We start from the raw sequence: 15,519 nt of genomic DNA, 5'->3' as shown, positions 1-15,519 counted from the left end.
CGCGCCGGCCCGCTGACCACGCCGGCCTTCAGGCCGACGTGACGGTGTCGCGACGCCAGGCCAGCCAGGCCACCACGGCCAGGCAGCCCGCAAACCAGCCGAACGGCAGCCGCAGATCGAGCAGCGACAGCCCGCCGAAAACCACTGTCGTGGCAAAACTGGCCAGCCCCTGCAACGCCTGGTTGATGCCGAACACTTCGCCCCGGTCGCTGTCGTCGGTACGCTGTGCCATGAGCCCTTCGATCAGCCCCTGAATCAGCGAGAGCGTGATGCAGTCGATGGCCACCACCACGTAAAGGGCCAGTATCGACGAACCCACGAGCCCGTAGGCCATCAGCACCGGTACGCCCAGCAGGGCTAGCCAGAAAATGGCCCGCTGCTGGTTGATACGGTCGGCGATATAAGCGTAGAATACATAGCTGATCACAATGCTGAGCCCGCCAAAGAACATGAAGAAATACGAGATGTCGCGGGCGTCCATCTGCAGCGCGCCCAGGCTCATGAATGCCACCATGTAGTTGTAGTAGCCGATGCTGAGGGTCAGAAAGAGCTGCATCAGCACCAGGGTTTTCAGGCCGGGATGCTGCTGGTTTTTAAGCGTCAGCCGCGACCAGAGTTTCTGTACGTTCAGGCTCTGGACAAGCTCGGTTTTGAGCGTTTCGGTCGACACGCCGGGCGGGTTGGGGTGCGTTTCGCGCAGGGTCCAGCTCAGCACCATATTGACCGACGACAGCACCACGGCCATCAGCGCCACGGTTCGGGCCTGATCGCCCTCGACCACGTTGAACGCGGTCAGCAGCAACCCCGACGCGGCCGGCCCCACCACAAAACCCAGCGAAATAATGGAGCCTTCAATGCCCAGATTCCGGAACAGCTGTTCGCCGGGCGAAATGTCGGTAATGGCCGACCGGACCGTGGCGTACATGCCGTTGGTGATGCCGTCGCTGGTGCGGTTGGCAAAGTAGTAGCCCACCCGAACGGGCAGCAGCAGGCAGTCGGCCAGAAAGGTACCGATCGCCGAAACAATAAAAATGGGCCGCCGGCCGTAGCCGTCAGACAGTTTGCCCAGCAGGGGTGCCGAAAAAAGCTGGACGCCCAGAAACAGGGCCGTACCTGCCGCCAGCCACAATTGGGGCTGCGGCAGACCTTTTACGAACTGGGGCAGAATGGGCCCAACGGCCGACCCAACAATTACGTCGATCAGGATAATGGCGTAGATGTGCAGCAGTCGGCGGTCGGTTCGGGCAGGGGGTTGGGGCATACCACAAAGGTACCGGCGCGTGCGCGTTATCGGGGCATCGGGTCAGGGAGTTTTTAGCCCTGCCGGGTTTGGTGTCAGGCGGGCCGTGTTGTGCCGGAAATCTGCAGAATGAAATCGGCGCCGAAGGCCGAGGCTGGTGTAAAAAAACCGGGTTTGGTGGTGCCGGCCAGCACGCGCTCGGTAGCCAGCAGGGCTGTCTGGGCCGTCAGGTGGTAGGCTTCGGGCGTAATCAGCGTGGCCTGAATGGCGTAGCCCGCCGGATTCGACACCTGCCCCCACAGGTAGCATTGCTCCGCCTGGCGCACCTCGGGTGCCGGCCCCGTCACCCGTCGGTTGATGAGCCCCGTCAGCCACGACCGGACGGCCGGCACGCGCAGCGCTCCGCTGGCGTAGCGCATCAGCTTCATGAGCCGGATAGCCCCGCGCGACTGCGCCATGAACACCCGAATGTTGGGGATGCCCGTGCTGTAAAAGGCCGTCGACACATCGCCCCAGGGCAGCAGAACGGCGGGTTCGGGTGGCCCGTCGAAGGCTACCTGACGCACCTCGTAGGCCGCCGGTACGGGTGTCAGCGACCCGGCCCGCCGGATCATGCCGGGGCGGTGGACGTTGTGCAGCGCGGTCAGGGCCGTTCCCCGCGACAAACCACCCGTTGTTTTAAAGGCCAGTTGCAGATCGGTAGCGTCGCGCAGGCGCTGCTTCAGGTGCAGCGCCAGGCAGTCGGAAGGCACCACGTCGAAACCAACGCCGGGAAGCAGCGTAATGCCAGCCGCCAGGGCCGCATCGTGTTGCCGGGCCATATGCTCAAACACCTCGATTTCGCCCGTGATATCGAGGTAGTGGGTTTGGGTTTGCAGGCAGGCCTCGACCATGGCCGGTGCCGTCAGCGCGAACGGACCGCCACAGTGCAGCACCGCCTGCACGTCGGTCAGGGCCCGCGTCAGGGCGGGGGTATCGGTTACGTCGAAGACGAAGTAGGGGAGCCCGTATTGCCCGGCCAGCGCGCGGGTTTTGTCGGCGTCGCGGCCGGCCACGACGGGCTGATGACCGCGGCTAACGGCCAGTTCGACAATCAGCCGGCCGGTATAGCCATAGGCGCCGTAAATCAGGAAGTTTGTTTTCAACGGGGTAATGGTCAGAAGGTGCTGTTGATCAGGGTTTGGTTCCCAGGCCCGATCCATCGTCAAGCACCGGACTGAGGGGCGAAACGCCGGTTTCGTTGAAGGCTTCGATGGCGAAGTAATACGGAACGCCCACGTTGAGCGCCCGCAGCTCAAGGGTGTTGGGCTGGTCGTTCCACACCTGGTAAGTCTGGTACAGTTTGTCGGGGGCAATACCCCAGCGAATGTTGTAACCCACGGCGCCTGGTACCCGTTCCCAGCTCAGGTCGGCGTTGCGCTGGTCTTTCTGGCGTTTGGCCACCAGCCGGCCGGGCGTGGCGGGTGCTTTGCCCAGGCTGTTGCCAAACACCCGGAAGGCATTGATGCTGAGGTGCCGGCCCGCCGTGTACACATGCTCGTACCGGACATACCGCGCCCGAATGGGCCGGCCATCGCGCAGGGGCAGTTCGACATAGGCGCAGGCCCGGTCGCGTTTGGGCTGGTTGGTGAGGTCGGCCGCCACCGTCCACGATTGCCCGTCGAGTGAGGTCAGGATTTTGAACTGGGTGTAGACCGTCGAGTCGGAGTCGTAGATGTCGAGCTTGTAGTCGAAGTAGTCGACCTGCACGGCCCGGATATCGGCGGGTGCGCCGAGGTCGCTGGTAATCGTTTCGCCGGGCCGGTTCTGAGCTGCCACCCAGAACGTGCGCGGATTTTCGTCGGCCACGAACCCCGCCCGGATGGAGTCGGCGCCGGTGGGCGTGAGGGTCGATGATGCCGTAACGGGTTTTTTATAGTTCAGCAGCATCCAGCCCGCAAACAGCTCTTCGCGATCCTGCCATTGCCGGGTGGGCAGTTTGTGGGGCCAGTCGCCGAAGCGCGTGGTTACGTAGAGCTGATCGTCTTTGTCGAAACCGGCGGGGTGCATCATAATCCGGCGCTCCATGCCCCAGTTTAGCCCAATCCAGGTGGTACCGGTGTTCCAGTAGTTGCCGAAGTTGTCCTGAAAGGTATTGCCGTGGCCCGTGCCGGTAGCAAAGCCGCCGGGTTTGTAGGCAATGGGGTTGTAGGGCGCGTAGGTAAACGGCCCGAGCGGATCGGTACCGACGTAGGTGCCGTTGCCGTAGACGTTGTATTCGGTGCCGGGAGCGCCGTACTGCAGGTAGTATTTGCCCCGATGCTTGGTCATCCAGGCCCCTTCGACAAAGGGCTTTACCCAGTCGGCGTGGTTGGGGCCGAAGCGTTCCCAGCCGTGCTGATAGGGGTCGAGCCAGAACATGGCCTTGTAGGCTTTGGCAGGTTCGGGCCCCGCGTAGGTCAGGTTCCGGCTTTTGTCGAGCTCGGCGCCGAAGATGGGATAGACGTTCGACGAGCCCCAGTACATATACCATTTGTCGGTATCGTCGTCGTGAAAGAGAGCCGGATCCCACGGGCCTATGTCTTTGGGCAGGCGCGGCAGCCAGCGGTTGTAGAACGTAAGCTTTCCTTTGTCGGGCTGGGTCGAAATAAAGATGGGGCGCTGCTCGAACGTGCTCTGAAACAGGTAGAGCGTGTCGCGCACCGACAGGGCTGCGGGGGCACACATATCTTCCATGGGCCATTTGTCGGGCACCACGTAGCGCCAGTTGACCAGATCGGTCGAGTGCCACCAGCCGCCCTGAATAGTCACAAACAGATAGTACTCGCCGGGTTTGTTGCCCACCTTGTGGTTGATGATCACCGGGTCGGCTCCCGAGCGGTACGATACCTTCTCGTTCAGCTGCTCGAAGTTGTAGCGGTAGCTGATGTCCATGGGATTGCAGTAGGTCGTCGGCTGGGCCGTGAGCGGGAGCCGGACAAACAGCAGGAGCAGGCAGACAAAGACAGGTGGTTTCATGGGGAGAGGGGCTCCGTAACGTCGTGCCTGACGAACCTGGGCAGACGGCGGGATTAATTATCGGAGCAAGGTACAAGAAAATCGCGCCAGGATTATAAACTATCCGACTAACCCCGGCCCGAGCCAATTGTTACCCATCGGGCGGGGGCGCGCTTGCCATTAATCACAATCTGCTGGGCGCCGGGCCGGTTTCGATCGTACCTTCCCGCTTGTAAATTGTACCGGATTAGCGGTGTTGCCGCGATCCGATTGTCTGTATTCCTGCTACCATGACATCAACACCCACCCGCCTACGATCTGTTTCGCTGCTGGCCAGTCTGCTGCTGCTAAGCCTTACGGTGGCATCGGCCCAGTCGCTCTACATGCCCCGCAACGTAGCCAAGGCGTACCAGAAAGGCACCCGCGCCATGGATGGCAAACCGGGCGCTCGCTACTGGCAGAACAAAGCCCGTTATACCATCCGGATCACGGCCACCCCCCCCAACCGCACCATTCAGGGCGTCGAAACCATTACCTATATCAACAACAGCCCCGATACACTGCAGTCGCTGACGTTCAAGCTGTTCATGAATATTCACCAGCCGGGGGCCAACCGGCAGGGGGCCGTATCGGACGACTACCTGACCGACGGTATCCACATTGATAGCTACGCCGAGAACAGCGTCGATAAAAAGTGGCCCGCAGCCGGCCGGAACACCAGCCACCGGGTACCGCTGACCAAAGCCCTGCTGCCCCGCGATTCGGTGAAGCTGAACATCAGCTGGCACTACGACCTCTCGAAAGAAAGCGGCCGGGAAGGCGTGCTCGATTCGACCACGTTCTACCTCGCTTACTTCTACCCCCGGGTGGCCGTTTACGACGATTACCAGGGCTGGGACCGCATGCCGTTTACCGACGCGCAGGAGTTCTACAGCGATTTTAACGACTATGACCTGACAGTGACCGTGCCCCGCAACTACATCGTCTGGTCGACGGGTGATCTGGTCAACACCGATGAGGTGCTTCAGCCCATGTTTGCCCAGCGGCTGCGGGCGTCGATGAAAACCGATTCGCTCGTCCACATTGCCACGGCGCAGGATCTGGCTGCGGGCAACGTGACCCGGGCGCAGGCCACCAACAGCTGGCACTGGCGCGCTGCCAACGTGCCCGATATGGCGCTGAGCATCAGCAATCATTACGTGTGGGATGGAGCCAGCGTGGTGGTCGACAAGCGTACAGGCCGGCGGGCCAGCGTACAGGCGGCTTTTCTGGACGATGCCAAGGACTTTCACGCCATGGTTGGCTTTGGGCAGCACGCCCTCGACTGGTTTTCGCACAACTGGCCGGGCGTAGCCTATCCGTACCCGAAAACAACCATCGTGCAGGGCTTTGCCGATATGGAGTATCCCATGATGGTCAACGACGCCACGACCAGCAACCTCGATTTTTCCCGGTTTGTGGCCGAGCACGAGATAGCGCATACCTGGTTTCCGTTCTACATGGGTATCAACGAAACTCGCTTCGGCTTCATGGACGAAGGCTGGGCCACAGCGCTCGAACACCTGATCGGTCAGGCCGACATGGGTAAAGACGCGGCTGTAAACATGTTTAAACAGTTTCGGGTAACGGGCTGGATTCGCGACCCGTCGGCTGAGCAGGATCTGCCTATTATTACCCCGGCCAACGTGCTGAGTGGGGCTGCCATGGGCAACAACGAGTACGGGAAAGCCGCCCTCGGCTACCTGGCGCTGAAAGATATGCTGGGCGATGCCGATTTTCGGAAGGGGCTGCACACCTTCATGGACCGCTGGAACGGCAAGCACCCCACCCCCTGGGATATGTTTTTCAGCTTCAACAGTGGCGTTGGTAAAGACCTCAACTGGTTCTGGAACAGCTGGTACTTCACCAACCACTATATCGACATGGCCATCGAGTCGGTAGCCACCACGGGCAAAACGGCAACGGTGACGCTTAAAAACATCGGCGGCTTTCCGGCACCCACCGATCTGCTGCTGACCTTCGCCGACGGCACCACCGAAACGCGGCACCAGTCGTCCGCGATCTGGCAGGCTAATCCGGCCCGGGCCGTTATCAAACTGCCCATCACCAAAGCGCTGAAGTCGATCAAGGCCGATGGCGGCATTTTTATGGATGCCGATGTTGCCAACAATACCTGGGCGGCTAAGTAGATAGCTAGCTATCGAGTGCACGAATCTATACCCCAAACGGGGGCGCCACGACGATGGCGCCCCCGTTTTTTTTGTTTGAATCTGGCTTAAGACACAGGCAGATCGTCGCTGATGAGGGCCCGGTTGAGGAATGCGGCCGCGGCTGCTCCGGCGGCTGCGGCCGCCGACAGGGAGCGCATGGGGCTGCTGGCATCGCCCGCGACCCAGACGCCCGGCACCGTCGAATGGCCGTAGGCATCGGTTTGCACCAGGCCGGTTTCGGTCAGGGCGCAGCCCAGCTGTTCGGCCAGGTTGCCCGACTGCCGAAATGGAACCCGGCTAAACAGGGCGTCGAGCGGGTGGCTGGTACCATCGGTCAGGTGCAGTGCCGTGAGGTAGCCCGTCTGGTGCGTCAGGGCGGCTACCGGCGTTTCGATCAGGGGCACCCCCAGCCGATCGATCAGCTGTCGCTGCGGTTGGGTGAGCGTGGCCGGGCCATTGGTGAACAGCGTGAGCCGTTGGCTCCAGTGATGAATCAGCGGGACCATATCGGCCGCTATCGGGCCGTTGGCCAGCACCCCCAGCCGATCGGTACGTACCTCGTAGCCGTGGCAGTAGGGACAGTGCAGCACCGAGCGCCCCCAACACTCGGCAAAGCCCGGAATGGGCAGCAGTTCGTCCTGAACCCCCGTAGCCAGCAAGAGCTTGCGCGTTTGCAGCCGGTGGCCGCCGGCGGTGGTGAGTACGAAACCGGTCGGGCCGGTTTCGGCAGTCAGCACGGTGTCGGTCAGGAGCGAGATGGTAGGGTAGTGCAGTGCCTGTTCGCGGGCCAGGCTCAGGAGCTGATCGGGCGGAATGCCGTCGCGGGTGAGCAGGTTGTGGGCATGGGGGGCTGTGCGGTTGCAGGGTTTCCCGGCGTCGATCACCAGCGTCCGGCGCATCGACCGGCCCAGCAGCAGGGCCGCATTCAGGCCGGCGGTACTGCCGCCTACCACAACGGCGTCGAACGGGGTATCTGAAAAAGAAATTGGTGTAGCGTTGTCGGGCATGCGTCGAGTCGGTTTTTAAATGCAACAATGTTGCATTTAAAAACCGTTCCCTGCCGATAGACATTTATGGTATTTTGCTGCATGATTGCTGCAACGCCCGCCCCGCCTTATTACGCGGTTATTTTCACATCGATCCGCACCGACGTACTCGATGGGTATGCCGACACGGCTGCCCGCATGGTCGAACTGGCGCAGGGGCAGCCCGGTTTCTTGGGCGTCGAGTCGGCGCGCGATGGGGTTGGTATTACGGTTTCGTACTGGCAAAGTCTGGATGCCATTCGGGCCTGGAAACGCCAGGCCGACCACCAGATCGCGCAGGAAACCGGACGGGCGCAGTGGTACACGGCCTATAAAACCCGCATCTGTCTGGTAGAACGCGATTACGGGTTTACGATTTGATTGGCGGGGGGCATTACTGCGTACTGATCGAGCGCTCGCTGGAGATGTGCCATCAGGCGGATTATCAGTTGGGGCGGCTCCAGCACACGCACCTGATGACCCAGCCGGGCCAGTTCAATCACTAATTCATCGTTGATAATCAGGCTGAGCCTGACCCGCAGTTCTGTTTCGGTATCCACCAGTACATCCTGTTCCCGAAAGGGCGCCAGGGGCTGCGCCCGGAAGTGGAGTCCCTGCTGCCGGGTAAACGACAGAATAATCGTTTCGACGGGCGCATCGTTGACGACTACGCCCAGCGCGTGCCGAAAATAAGCTGCGGCATCGAACGCGGGTGGACAGTCGGTGGTGTCGACCAGGCAGGCTGAATCTGGCAGGATACGATCCAGACCGAACACCCGTATCTGTTGATACGCTGGATGCCAGCCAACGACATACCAGCGGTTGCGGTGTTCCTTCACGATGTAGGGAAACAGCTGATGATGCTTGGTTACCTCGGTATCGTAGCGCTGATGGTCGAATGCGACCAGACTTGTGGTACGAATGGCTTCCAGAAAGAGGTTGATCCAGTGGCTGCCGTGTGTATACGGAACCGACTCGAAGAGAATGGCTTGACTCAACGCCGTGGTGTTGTCGGCCCGGAAGCGTACGGCTTTGTCGATTTTATCGACGGTACCGTGCAGACCCTCGAACACAGATAGATTCCTGAACTGATTGAGCGTCGCGACCGCCGTGTGTAATGCGGTCAGGTCGCTGGCTGTGAGCGTAATCTGAGCGCCGAGGTCGAACGGCTGCGTGTAATGATAACCACCCCTTGCGCGGGCATGGCCGATGGGCGCATTATAGACGGCCCTTAACTCCGCAATGTCGTCTTTGATCGTTCGGATGCTCACGTCGAGTAGCGTGGCCAGTTCGGCGGCTGTACTGCCTTTGCCGCCCCAGCGGTTGAGCCGGTCGTTGATGCGCAGCAGGCGTTGCTGTTGGTTTTTGCTTAGGGGCATAAAAAAATGGGTGGATAGCCGAAGCGGGCAGAAAGATTGCACCCGGCCCGGCTACTTTTACGACCGTTCGATCAATCGCGGTCCGGCCGGGAGTAAAAAAGAGATATTCATACTTACATACCTGCTATCCGCACCCACATTCGTATGCAGTTTCGTTTATTTCTTCGGCCACTTGCCAGCCGAACCCTGGTACCGTTCAACTACGCCTACCGGCTCAGCGCTTTCATTTATGCCGTACTGGCCGATGCCGACCGGCAGTACGCCGATTTTCTGCACGGGCAGGGCTACACCTACTCCAGCACGCGCCGGTTCAAGCTCTTCACGTTTTCCGATCTGATTATGCCCGGTGCCCGCGTCGATGTACAGGCGGGGGGGCTGTGGGTCAACTCGCCCCATATCGAATGGGTTGTCAGCTTTTATGTCGACAAAGCAGCTCAGCATTTCATCATGGGCCTGTTTCAGGATCAGCGTTGTGTGATTGCTACGCCCAAACACCGGGCCGAGTTCCTGATCGAGCGGGTCGAATCGGTGCCGGTTGATATCGGGTCGACCACGGTTCGGCTACGGACATTGTCGCCGGTCGTGATCGCGGAGAAAGACGAGCGTGGTCTGGATCAGTACCTGCACCCCACCGACGATCGGTTTGGTTCGCTGCTCTGTACGAACCTGCTGGCCAAGTGGGGCAGCATACCGGTTGCTGCCAGTGTGGCGGAGTATGGCGACGATGCGCTAACGTACCGGTTTATGCCGGGTCGCCTGGAGCGGAATGCCGCCCAGCCCAAATCCCGTCTGGTAACGATTAAGGAAGATTCGCGGGCCGAGACGCGCGTTCGGGGGTATTACGGCTTCCAGTTCGAGCTAAGCGGCCCGACTGATCTATTGGAACTCGCCGTGCTGGCCGGCGTAGGCCGGTACAATGCCGAGGGGTTCGGGGCGGTGGCTACGACTTAACCTTGACGTCCAGCTTTTCCAGCAGCGCAATTAGGGGTGCGTTCTTAGCCTTCGCAGCTTCTTCTGCTGTAGCGTACTTACCCAGTCGCGTTTGTTTTGTTCTCTTCGCCATAGTATGGCAATGTTTAATCAATTTTTCAAAAAAAGAAATTGAATGGATATATCATTTATTATTCAAAATAGTGAACGTACAAACTGCAAGATAAAAATTCAGCCATTGGCCCCTTATTCAATGGTTGATGAAGTTCCTGGGTCGTACTATAAAACCCTTACCGCTCCTTCAAAGCACCAGTTGTGCGGCCTCTTTGAAAATGTGCTGGGCTTTCATTTTGGTGTGAAGGACCGAGAACGCCTTTTTAAAGATATAGCAAAAGCCTTCGAGAAAAAACAGAAAGGTAAAGATAAAGTCAGGTTCGAGCGGTCTGAGTCAAAGTCGGGCTACTTGCCGCTACTCTACCACCTTTTTGACATTGACCTGACGCTTGTACCACCCGTAACCCATCTTGATGACTTGTGGAAGAAAGCATTCCGGCGTACTGATGCGGGCGATAATCCAGTTCACGCTAATGGTAGTGTAAATCAAGATATTGACATCGTCAGACGTAAACGGCTCATCGAACGTGATCCAGATAAGCCGGACAGGCCCACTAAAAAAGCACTGGGAGACTTGTTCACTGCTCAAATAGGCTCGTTTCCCCTGTATTACACGACACTGGCCACACGGGAATATCTGATAACAGAGGGTACATATACACTCAAACTTGATATAGCAGTTAACCTGTTGACGAGGCTGGAAGAAGCATTGTACGACAACAACTTAGCTTATCTCGGCACGAATGACGGCTGGGTTGATATTCAAATAGAACGGCTATGACACACCCTTATTTGCACTATGGCTACGCACTGTTTTTGGCCGAAACTAATCTTGAGGAGGGCATTTCTCTCAACGAAAATGTATCGGCTCTGATACGTGAGTTAGAAAAAGCGTTACTGGATTTTCGAATGAAACCAACTACGTCGTTTGTTGGAATGCGTTCAGTGAAATTTGGCTTTTGTGACGAGGTAAAAGGGGACACGGGTAACGGTGTTTTCCTGGCACCAAGCGTTATCGCATCAGACAAAGCTGCTGGCAATCTGCTGAAAAGCTGCGCCGACTGGATCGCCGATGTGAAGAGCGAGCAGGCAAAGAATGATGGCAAAGTGAATCTGAATAAAATGACAAAGGCCAGCATGTCATCAACGCCAACGTCTGGTGAATATCTTAGTTTTGGAGCCACTGCTAGTCGGGGCAAGCCAGCACTTTCAATAGCAGAAAATGCTTTTGCCTTACTCACTTCGCTTACATCTATCAAGCCTGCTATGGCTTATAAAACGTACTCGCAAGGTAAGACAGAACGTAGCAACACAACTATCATTCCTGCCTTCGATTCGATCAAGGATACAGTTCGGTTCGTCAAGCTTTTCAAAATGATGCGAGCCCGCTATCTACAGCAGGATGGCGCAATGATAGGTGGCGTATTTCAGGAAAAGAATAAGAAGGGGGAAGTTATAAAAGAGAGCCCGTTGAGACCCAAAATCTATGACGGCAATTTCCCTCATGCACCTCGAAGTAGTGCGCTCGGCCCCGTAGCCCTACTAGGGTCCATTGGAGCGTGGGCTAAAGAAGCAGAAGATACGCCCTGGGCTATAGATGTGCTCGAAAGTCTGAAACAAGCGCAGATGTATGTCATCAGCTACGGTAAAGCGCAGTCGTTCCGCTATAACCACTACCTCGTTGATTTAGCCAAAGAAAATCGGCTTAGTGAAGTCGTTGATAGTCTGTTCTATACAGAACTGTTGAATGCAGGCCCACGCACCGCTGACAACAGAAACGACTATCAGGTTCTCGATTTGTTTACAGCTCGTTTTCTATTGCAATTCAATCGGGTATCCTTCCGTGATTTTCTGGCTCAACGCGCCGAATACCCACATAAAACCAGTGTTTTGTTTACCACTTATTTTGATAAAATGGAACGTGTACATCCCGACGTAGTACAATCTGCCAAAGCCTTAGGACGGTGGTTGAATTACGTAGCTTACAGAGTAGCTAAAGACTATAAAGAGGACGCCACAAAGGATGACGTTCGCAAGCAGAAGGCGAAGGTGCTGGTCGAACTGGAAAGCTCGACGTTTGCCGCTAAATCCGGTGATGCGCTTATCGCTCAGGCGATTACCCGTGCGGGCCGCTTGTCGGGTATGGATGCGCCCGAAGAAGGGAGCTTATTTATGGAGCAAACAGCCGCCGGTAGCATCACACTCGATCAGGCAAAAAATCTGCTTGTTGCCTTTTCACGATTACGCAACAAGTACGAACCCAAAGACCCGGATGATTCCTCTGACATTGTTGAATCGCAGCCCGAAAAGATGGAAGGTAAATCAGACGCACAGGAATAAACTCATAACTTTTCAATCAACTGAATATACATGGAAATTTCAGGAATACTCGTTTCGCTTGTTGCTCCTTTTGATTACCACATGGCCAACGGGGGTGAAAAATTGCTGGGTAATGCATCCTCGATCAAGCGTACCCCGGACGGGAAAGTATATGTCTCGGGTCAGATGCAACGTCATGCATTGTTTTCGGCAATGTCACGACTGAACGAGGCTGACCCCGACAAAGCGCAAACTTACGTCTCGAATGGCGATGGCATCAGTAACCACATCGAGGTCGATCTGCGGGCTGATATGGGCGGGTTCATGCATCCATCGCGGGGTGACTATTCAGGTCGTAGAACGGCCCCGCTTACGGCCACGATGGCAGTAGCTTTGGAAGAAAGTAAGATAGGTCGCGACTTATTGATCCGTCTCAAGCAAGACTCTACTGAGGACAGTCGCGATCAGGCATTGGCGACCCGCGAGTTCAGCGAAAACGACATGATGCTAATGAATTTCTATCTAGACGTTACTGCGCTAAGTACCTCAAAAGCCTTCCGCTATGAAAATTCTTTTCATCTGGAAACGACATACCATAAACACGCGCATGAAGTTGAGCGGATGCGCCGGGTACGGCTGTTTCTCGAAGCTACCCGCTCACTACACGATTATTCAAATCAGGCCCGGAACGCGGTGAGTGGTGAGCCGCTGAAAGTACTGATCGTATTCGATACCAAGCACAGCCGTAAGGCTGCCCGGTATTTTTCGGTCGGCGAAATACAGCAAAAGAATATTCTGGCTGAACTGAAAGCGCGTCAGGCTGAACACTTTTTCGGTGATGACGACACAGAAAATTCGGTCTTCAAAGCTTACGAGAAGGCTCTGACTCTGTTGGCCGCGTCAACGCTGGTTGATCTAAGTGAAGGCGACGGTAGTGTAGTTACGTTTGAGGAGTTCGCAGGTGCGAATTAGAAAATGACTCGTCAGTACCGCAAGCACTGTTTGCGGTACTGATCAATAGCCAAACCCGGAATACGGAACAATGAATATGGAGCCCCTAGCCAAGCCCAGTGGTATTACTCTTAAAGATCATATTACTCATGTCGTCGACGAAGGTAGATTGCTCATACAGTGCTTTCCGACAACGTTTAATAAATACCTTGAGCTAACGGGAAAAGACCTGCGCAAACGATTAAATGGGGCCTGTTTGTTTCACGACGACGGCAAAGCACACCAACAATGGCAGACGGCTTGTCAGCAGGACTATCAAGAGTACTTAAGCTGGCAAGCTGGCAACGGGGGGACGTATCAGGATTACGAACGCGCACGCAAGGGGCAAACAGGGCGCAACCTGATGAAAGCTGGCATTCGTCATGAAATCGATTCACTGATCCGACGGCAGAAAGATAATTTTTCCCTGCCGGTTCAAATAGCGATTGGTGCCCATCACGGAAAACTGTCTGTCAGGCACGAAGAGAAGTGGAAGAAGCCTGTTTTCAAAGGTGCTGGCGAAGCGATCTGGAAAGCATTCCGACAACATAATAACCAGTTTGAAAGTCATCACGATTTTCAGCGGGCTTTGCTGCCACACTACGAGTATGCGGGCGTTCGGGCCTATCTGCAAGTTGCAGACCGGCGGGCAAGTGCAAAGGAATCAGGCGAGCCAATAGCCGATCCAACACCGTTCGAGTACAAGTTTCCACATCCCACGAAACAGAATGTACAGCAGATTGTCGAAGCGAACTGGCAGGAAGAGCTTTTACTCGTTCGTGCACCTACGGGTGCGGGTAAAACGGACGCGGCTCTACTATGGGCTTCAAAGCAGATCTGGTCAGGCAGAGCGCAACGGTTGGTCATTGCTATGCCTACACGCTTCACCTCAAACGCACTATCTATAAACGTAACTGATTCGTTGTCAGATACGGGCTTGTACCATTCAAGTGCATGGAACAACAGGTTTAAGATAGCCCTCGAAGAAAAACGTATTCAATTCAAAGAAGCCCAAAAGCAACACGAGTCGGCCCGGCAGTTGATGACACCGGTGACGGTTTGCACCATCGACCATTTGTTAATGTCGCTGACCCTCACGCGGGAAGATCATCACCTAATCGCATTCAATCTGGCAAATAGTTGCCTAGTGATCGACGAAGCTGACTTTTACGACGATTTCACGCAGGCCAACATTCTAACGTTGCTGACAGCCTTACAAGCGTGGCATGTACCTGTCCTTCTGATGAGCGCATCGTTACCTGATTCGTGTTTGCCGCTATATCAATCGACGGGCTTTAACGTCACTAAAATTTTCGAAGATACCTCCGATCTCGACCGCATCCGCTGCCGTATTCGCTCAATCCGGGAGTATGAAAGTATTGCAGAGTTGGACGGCTTGCTCAGAAAGTGCATAGATGCGAAGTGTGCCATTATCTACGCCAATACAGTAGCAAAGGCAATGCTATTTTACAACTGGTTTAAAACGCAGGGTATAACTCCAACACTCTACCACAGCCGATTTACAGAACCAGACAAGAAAGAGAAGGAAGAGAGTCTGCTTGGAAAACTAGGCCGAACAGCATGGAAGGAGGGACGGGCAAATGGTATTGTGATTCTTACCCAAATCGGCGAGATGAGCGTTAATATTAGCGCCGACATTATGCTTTCGGAAATTTGTCCCATTGACCGGCTGATACAACGGGCTGGTCGGTTAAGTCGATTCAGCACAGACACAGTTGGGGAATTGCACGTACTGATACCTACCACCAACGGAGAACTATACCCGGCCCCGTATGGCACGTATAAACGCGGTGCGGGCTGGGAGCCGAATCCATATCTAGTTGCCACTAAAGAAAAACTGACTATCTGCTCTTACACGGCGAATCTATTTACCAAAATTCTCAACGAGGTATACCCGACTACAGCCGAATCGTCTACAAAAGCACAGGTAAATGCAGAGAACCTAAAACTTCTTTTTATCACAAACTGGCTTATCGGCTCCATGACCACCGCCCGTGAAGATGATACGGAAACAGCGTTTTGGCGAAGTAGAGATATTGTTGGCAATGACACGGTGTTTGTAAAGAAGCTGGAGCAAACACACTTCAAAAACTGGTCGGAGTTTAGCGAAGCTAAAAACGATCAGTCAATTGAGCTACCTGTCTATTTGATTGAAAAAGGGCGGAAACTAGGTATAATAATCAGCAAAGAAGTAGTGATTAATGATGAGCCAGTCAACATTTATTTAGCCGATAAAGGACAGTACGACAAAGAGATTGGTTTCGCCACGCTTGCCCCAACTGACGATTTTCTATAATCAACGTTTACCACCGGTA

12 protein-coding genes are annotated in these 15,519 nt (G+C 55.8%); 7 read left to right on the top strand and 5 right to left on the bottom strand.

From position 1 onward, the window contains the following. Positions 1-28: 28 nt before the first annotated feature. The 3 genes from ACYVAC_RS15000 to ACYVAC_RS14990 form a co-directional block, all read right to left on the bottom strand. On the bottom strand, positions 29-1,261 hold the full coding sequence (locus tag ACYVAC_RS15000; protein ID WP_461098557.1) for an MFS transporter: 1,233 nt from the start codon (positions 1,259-1,261) through the stop codon (positions 29-31). 74 nt (positions 1,262-1,335) lie between these two features. Then, positions 1,336-2,385 (bottom strand): saccharopine dehydrogenase family protein, encoded by a 1,050-nt coding sequence (locus ACYVAC_RS14995; RefSeq protein WP_461098556.1) that lies wholly within the window; start codon positions 2,383-2,385, stop codon positions 1,336-1,338. Between the two features lie 28 nt (positions 2,386-2,413). Next, positions 2,414-4,237 (bottom strand): family 43 glycosylhydrolase, encoded by a 1,824-nt coding sequence (locus ACYVAC_RS14990; protein ID WP_461098555.1) that lies wholly within the window; start codon positions 4,235-4,237, stop codon positions 2,414-2,416. Positions 4,238-4,506: 269 nt separating this feature from the next. Here ACYVAC_RS14990 and ACYVAC_RS14985 point away from each other — a divergent pair, with 269 nt between their 5' ends. Then, positions 4,507-6,405 (top strand): M1 family metallopeptidase, encoded by a 1,899-nt coding sequence (locus ACYVAC_RS14985; RefSeq protein WP_461098554.1) that lies wholly within the window; start codon positions 4,507-4,509, stop codon positions 6,403-6,405. Positions 6,406-6,491: 86 nt separating this feature from the next. On the opposite strand, the gene ACYVAC_RS14980 is transcribed toward ACYVAC_RS14985, so the two are convergent. After that, complete coding sequence (locus ACYVAC_RS14980; RefSeq protein WP_461098553.1) at positions 6,492-7,433, bottom strand: NAD(P)/FAD-dependent oxidoreductase; 942 nt, start codon at positions 7,431-7,433, stop codon at positions 6,492-6,494. A gap of 81 nt (positions 7,434-7,514) precedes the next feature. Between ACYVAC_RS14980 and ACYVAC_RS14975 the strand changes: the two genes are divergently transcribed. After that, positions 7,515-7,832 carry an antibiotic biosynthesis monooxygenase family protein gene (locus tag ACYVAC_RS14975; RefSeq protein ID WP_461098552.1) on the top strand — a complete coding sequence of 106 codons (318 nt, stop codon included), beginning with the start codon at positions 7,515-7,517 and terminating at the stop codon, positions 7,830-7,832. On the opposite strand, the gene ACYVAC_RS14970 is transcribed toward ACYVAC_RS14975, so the two are convergent. Beyond that, a complete protein-coding gene (locus ACYVAC_RS14970) occupies positions 7,814-8,830 on the bottom strand; it encodes a helix-turn-helix transcriptional regulator (RefSeq protein ID WP_461098551.1) in 1,017 nt (338 codons plus the stop codon). The two genes, ACYVAC_RS14975 and ACYVAC_RS14970, sit on opposite strands and share 19 nt — an antisense overlap. Before the next feature lie 144 nt (positions 8,831-8,974). Between ACYVAC_RS14970 and cas6 the strand changes: the two genes are divergently transcribed. The 5 genes from cas6 (at position 8,975) to cas3 (ending at position 15,500) form a co-directional block, all read left to right on the top strand. Then, a complete protein-coding gene (gene cas6 / locus ACYVAC_RS14965) occupies positions 8,975-9,781 on the top strand; it encodes a CRISPR-associated endoribonuclease Cas6 (protein ID WP_461098550.1) in 807 nt (268 codons plus the stop codon). 154 nt (positions 9,782-9,935) lie between these two features. Then, positions 9,936-10,655 carry a type I-PGING CRISPR-associated protein Cas5p gene (gene cas5p, locus ACYVAC_RS14960; protein ID WP_461098549.1) on the top strand — a complete coding sequence of 240 codons (720 nt, stop codon included), beginning with the start codon at positions 9,936-9,938 and terminating at the stop codon, positions 10,653-10,655. Further along, entirely contained in the window at positions 10,652-12,214 is a 1,563-nt protein-coding gene (gene cas8c / locus ACYVAC_RS14955) for a type I-PGING CRISPR-associated protein Cas8c/Csp2 (RefSeq protein WP_461098548.1), read from the top strand. Before cas5p ends, cas8c begins: the two co-directional genes overlap by 4 nt. Positions 12,215-12,244: 30 nt before the next feature. After that, positions 12,245-13,165 (top strand): type I-PGING CRISPR-associated protein Cas7/Csp1, encoded by a 921-nt coding sequence (gene cas7p, locus ACYVAC_RS14950; RefSeq protein ID WP_461098547.1) that lies wholly within the window; start codon positions 12,245-12,247, stop codon positions 13,163-13,165. Positions 13,166-13,241: 76 nt separating this feature from the next. Beyond that, positions 13,242-15,500: a CRISPR-associated helicase Cas3' gene (gene cas3 / locus ACYVAC_RS14945; RefSeq protein WP_461098546.1), complete on the top strand. Its 2,259-nt coding sequence runs from the start codon at positions 13,242-13,244 to the stop codon at positions 15,498-15,500. Positions 15,501-15,519: the final 19 nt, after the last annotated feature.

The sequence above is a fragment of the Spirosoma luteolum genome (assembly GCF_054778875.1).
Note: the sequence above shows the minus strand (reverse complement) of the source record. Positions and strands in the feature narration are given on the sequence as shown.

Excerpts from the sequence above, each read along its gene's own strand:
- cas3 (WP_461098546.1), top strand. The coding sequence starts at position 13,242 with ATGGAGCCCCTAGCCAAGCCCAGTGGTATTACTCTTAAAGATCATATT.
- cas6 (WP_461098550.1), top strand. The coding sequence starts at position 8,975 with ATGCAGTTTCGTTTATTTCTTCGGCCACTTGCCAGCCGAACCCTGGTA.
- ACYVAC_RS14990 (WP_461098555.1), bottom strand. The coding sequence starts at position 4,237 with ATGAAACCACCTGTCTTTGTCTGCCTGCTCCTGCTGTTTGTCCGGCTC.
- ACYVAC_RS14980 (WP_461098553.1), bottom strand. The coding sequence starts at position 7,433 with ATGCCCGACAACGCTACACCAATTTCTTTTTCAGATACCCCGTTCGAC.
- ACYVAC_RS15000 (WP_461098557.1), bottom strand. The coding sequence starts at position 1,261 with ATGCCCCAACCCCCTGCCCGAACCGACCGCCGACTGCTGCACATCTAC.
- ACYVAC_RS14970 (WP_461098551.1), bottom strand. The coding sequence starts at position 8,830 with ATGCCCCTAAGCAAAAACCAACAGCAACGCCTGCTGCGCATCAACGAC.
- cas7p (WP_461098547.1), top strand. The coding sequence starts at position 12,245 with ATGGAAATTTCAGGAATACTCGTTTCGCTTGTTGCTCCTTTTGATTAC.
- cas5p (WP_461098549.1), top strand. The coding sequence starts at position 9,936 with ATGGATATATCATTTATTATTCAAAATAGTGAACGTACAAACTGCAAG.
- ACYVAC_RS14975 (WP_461098552.1), top strand. The coding sequence starts at position 7,515 with ATGATTGCTGCAACGCCCGCCCCGCCTTATTACGCGGTTATTTTCACA.
- ACYVAC_RS14985 (WP_461098554.1), top strand. The coding sequence starts at position 4,507 with ATGACATCAACACCCACCCGCCTACGATCTGTTTCGCTGCTGGCCAGT.
- cas8c (WP_461098548.1), top strand. The coding sequence starts at position 10,652 with ATGACACACCCTTATTTGCACTATGGCTACGCACTGTTTTTGGCCGAA.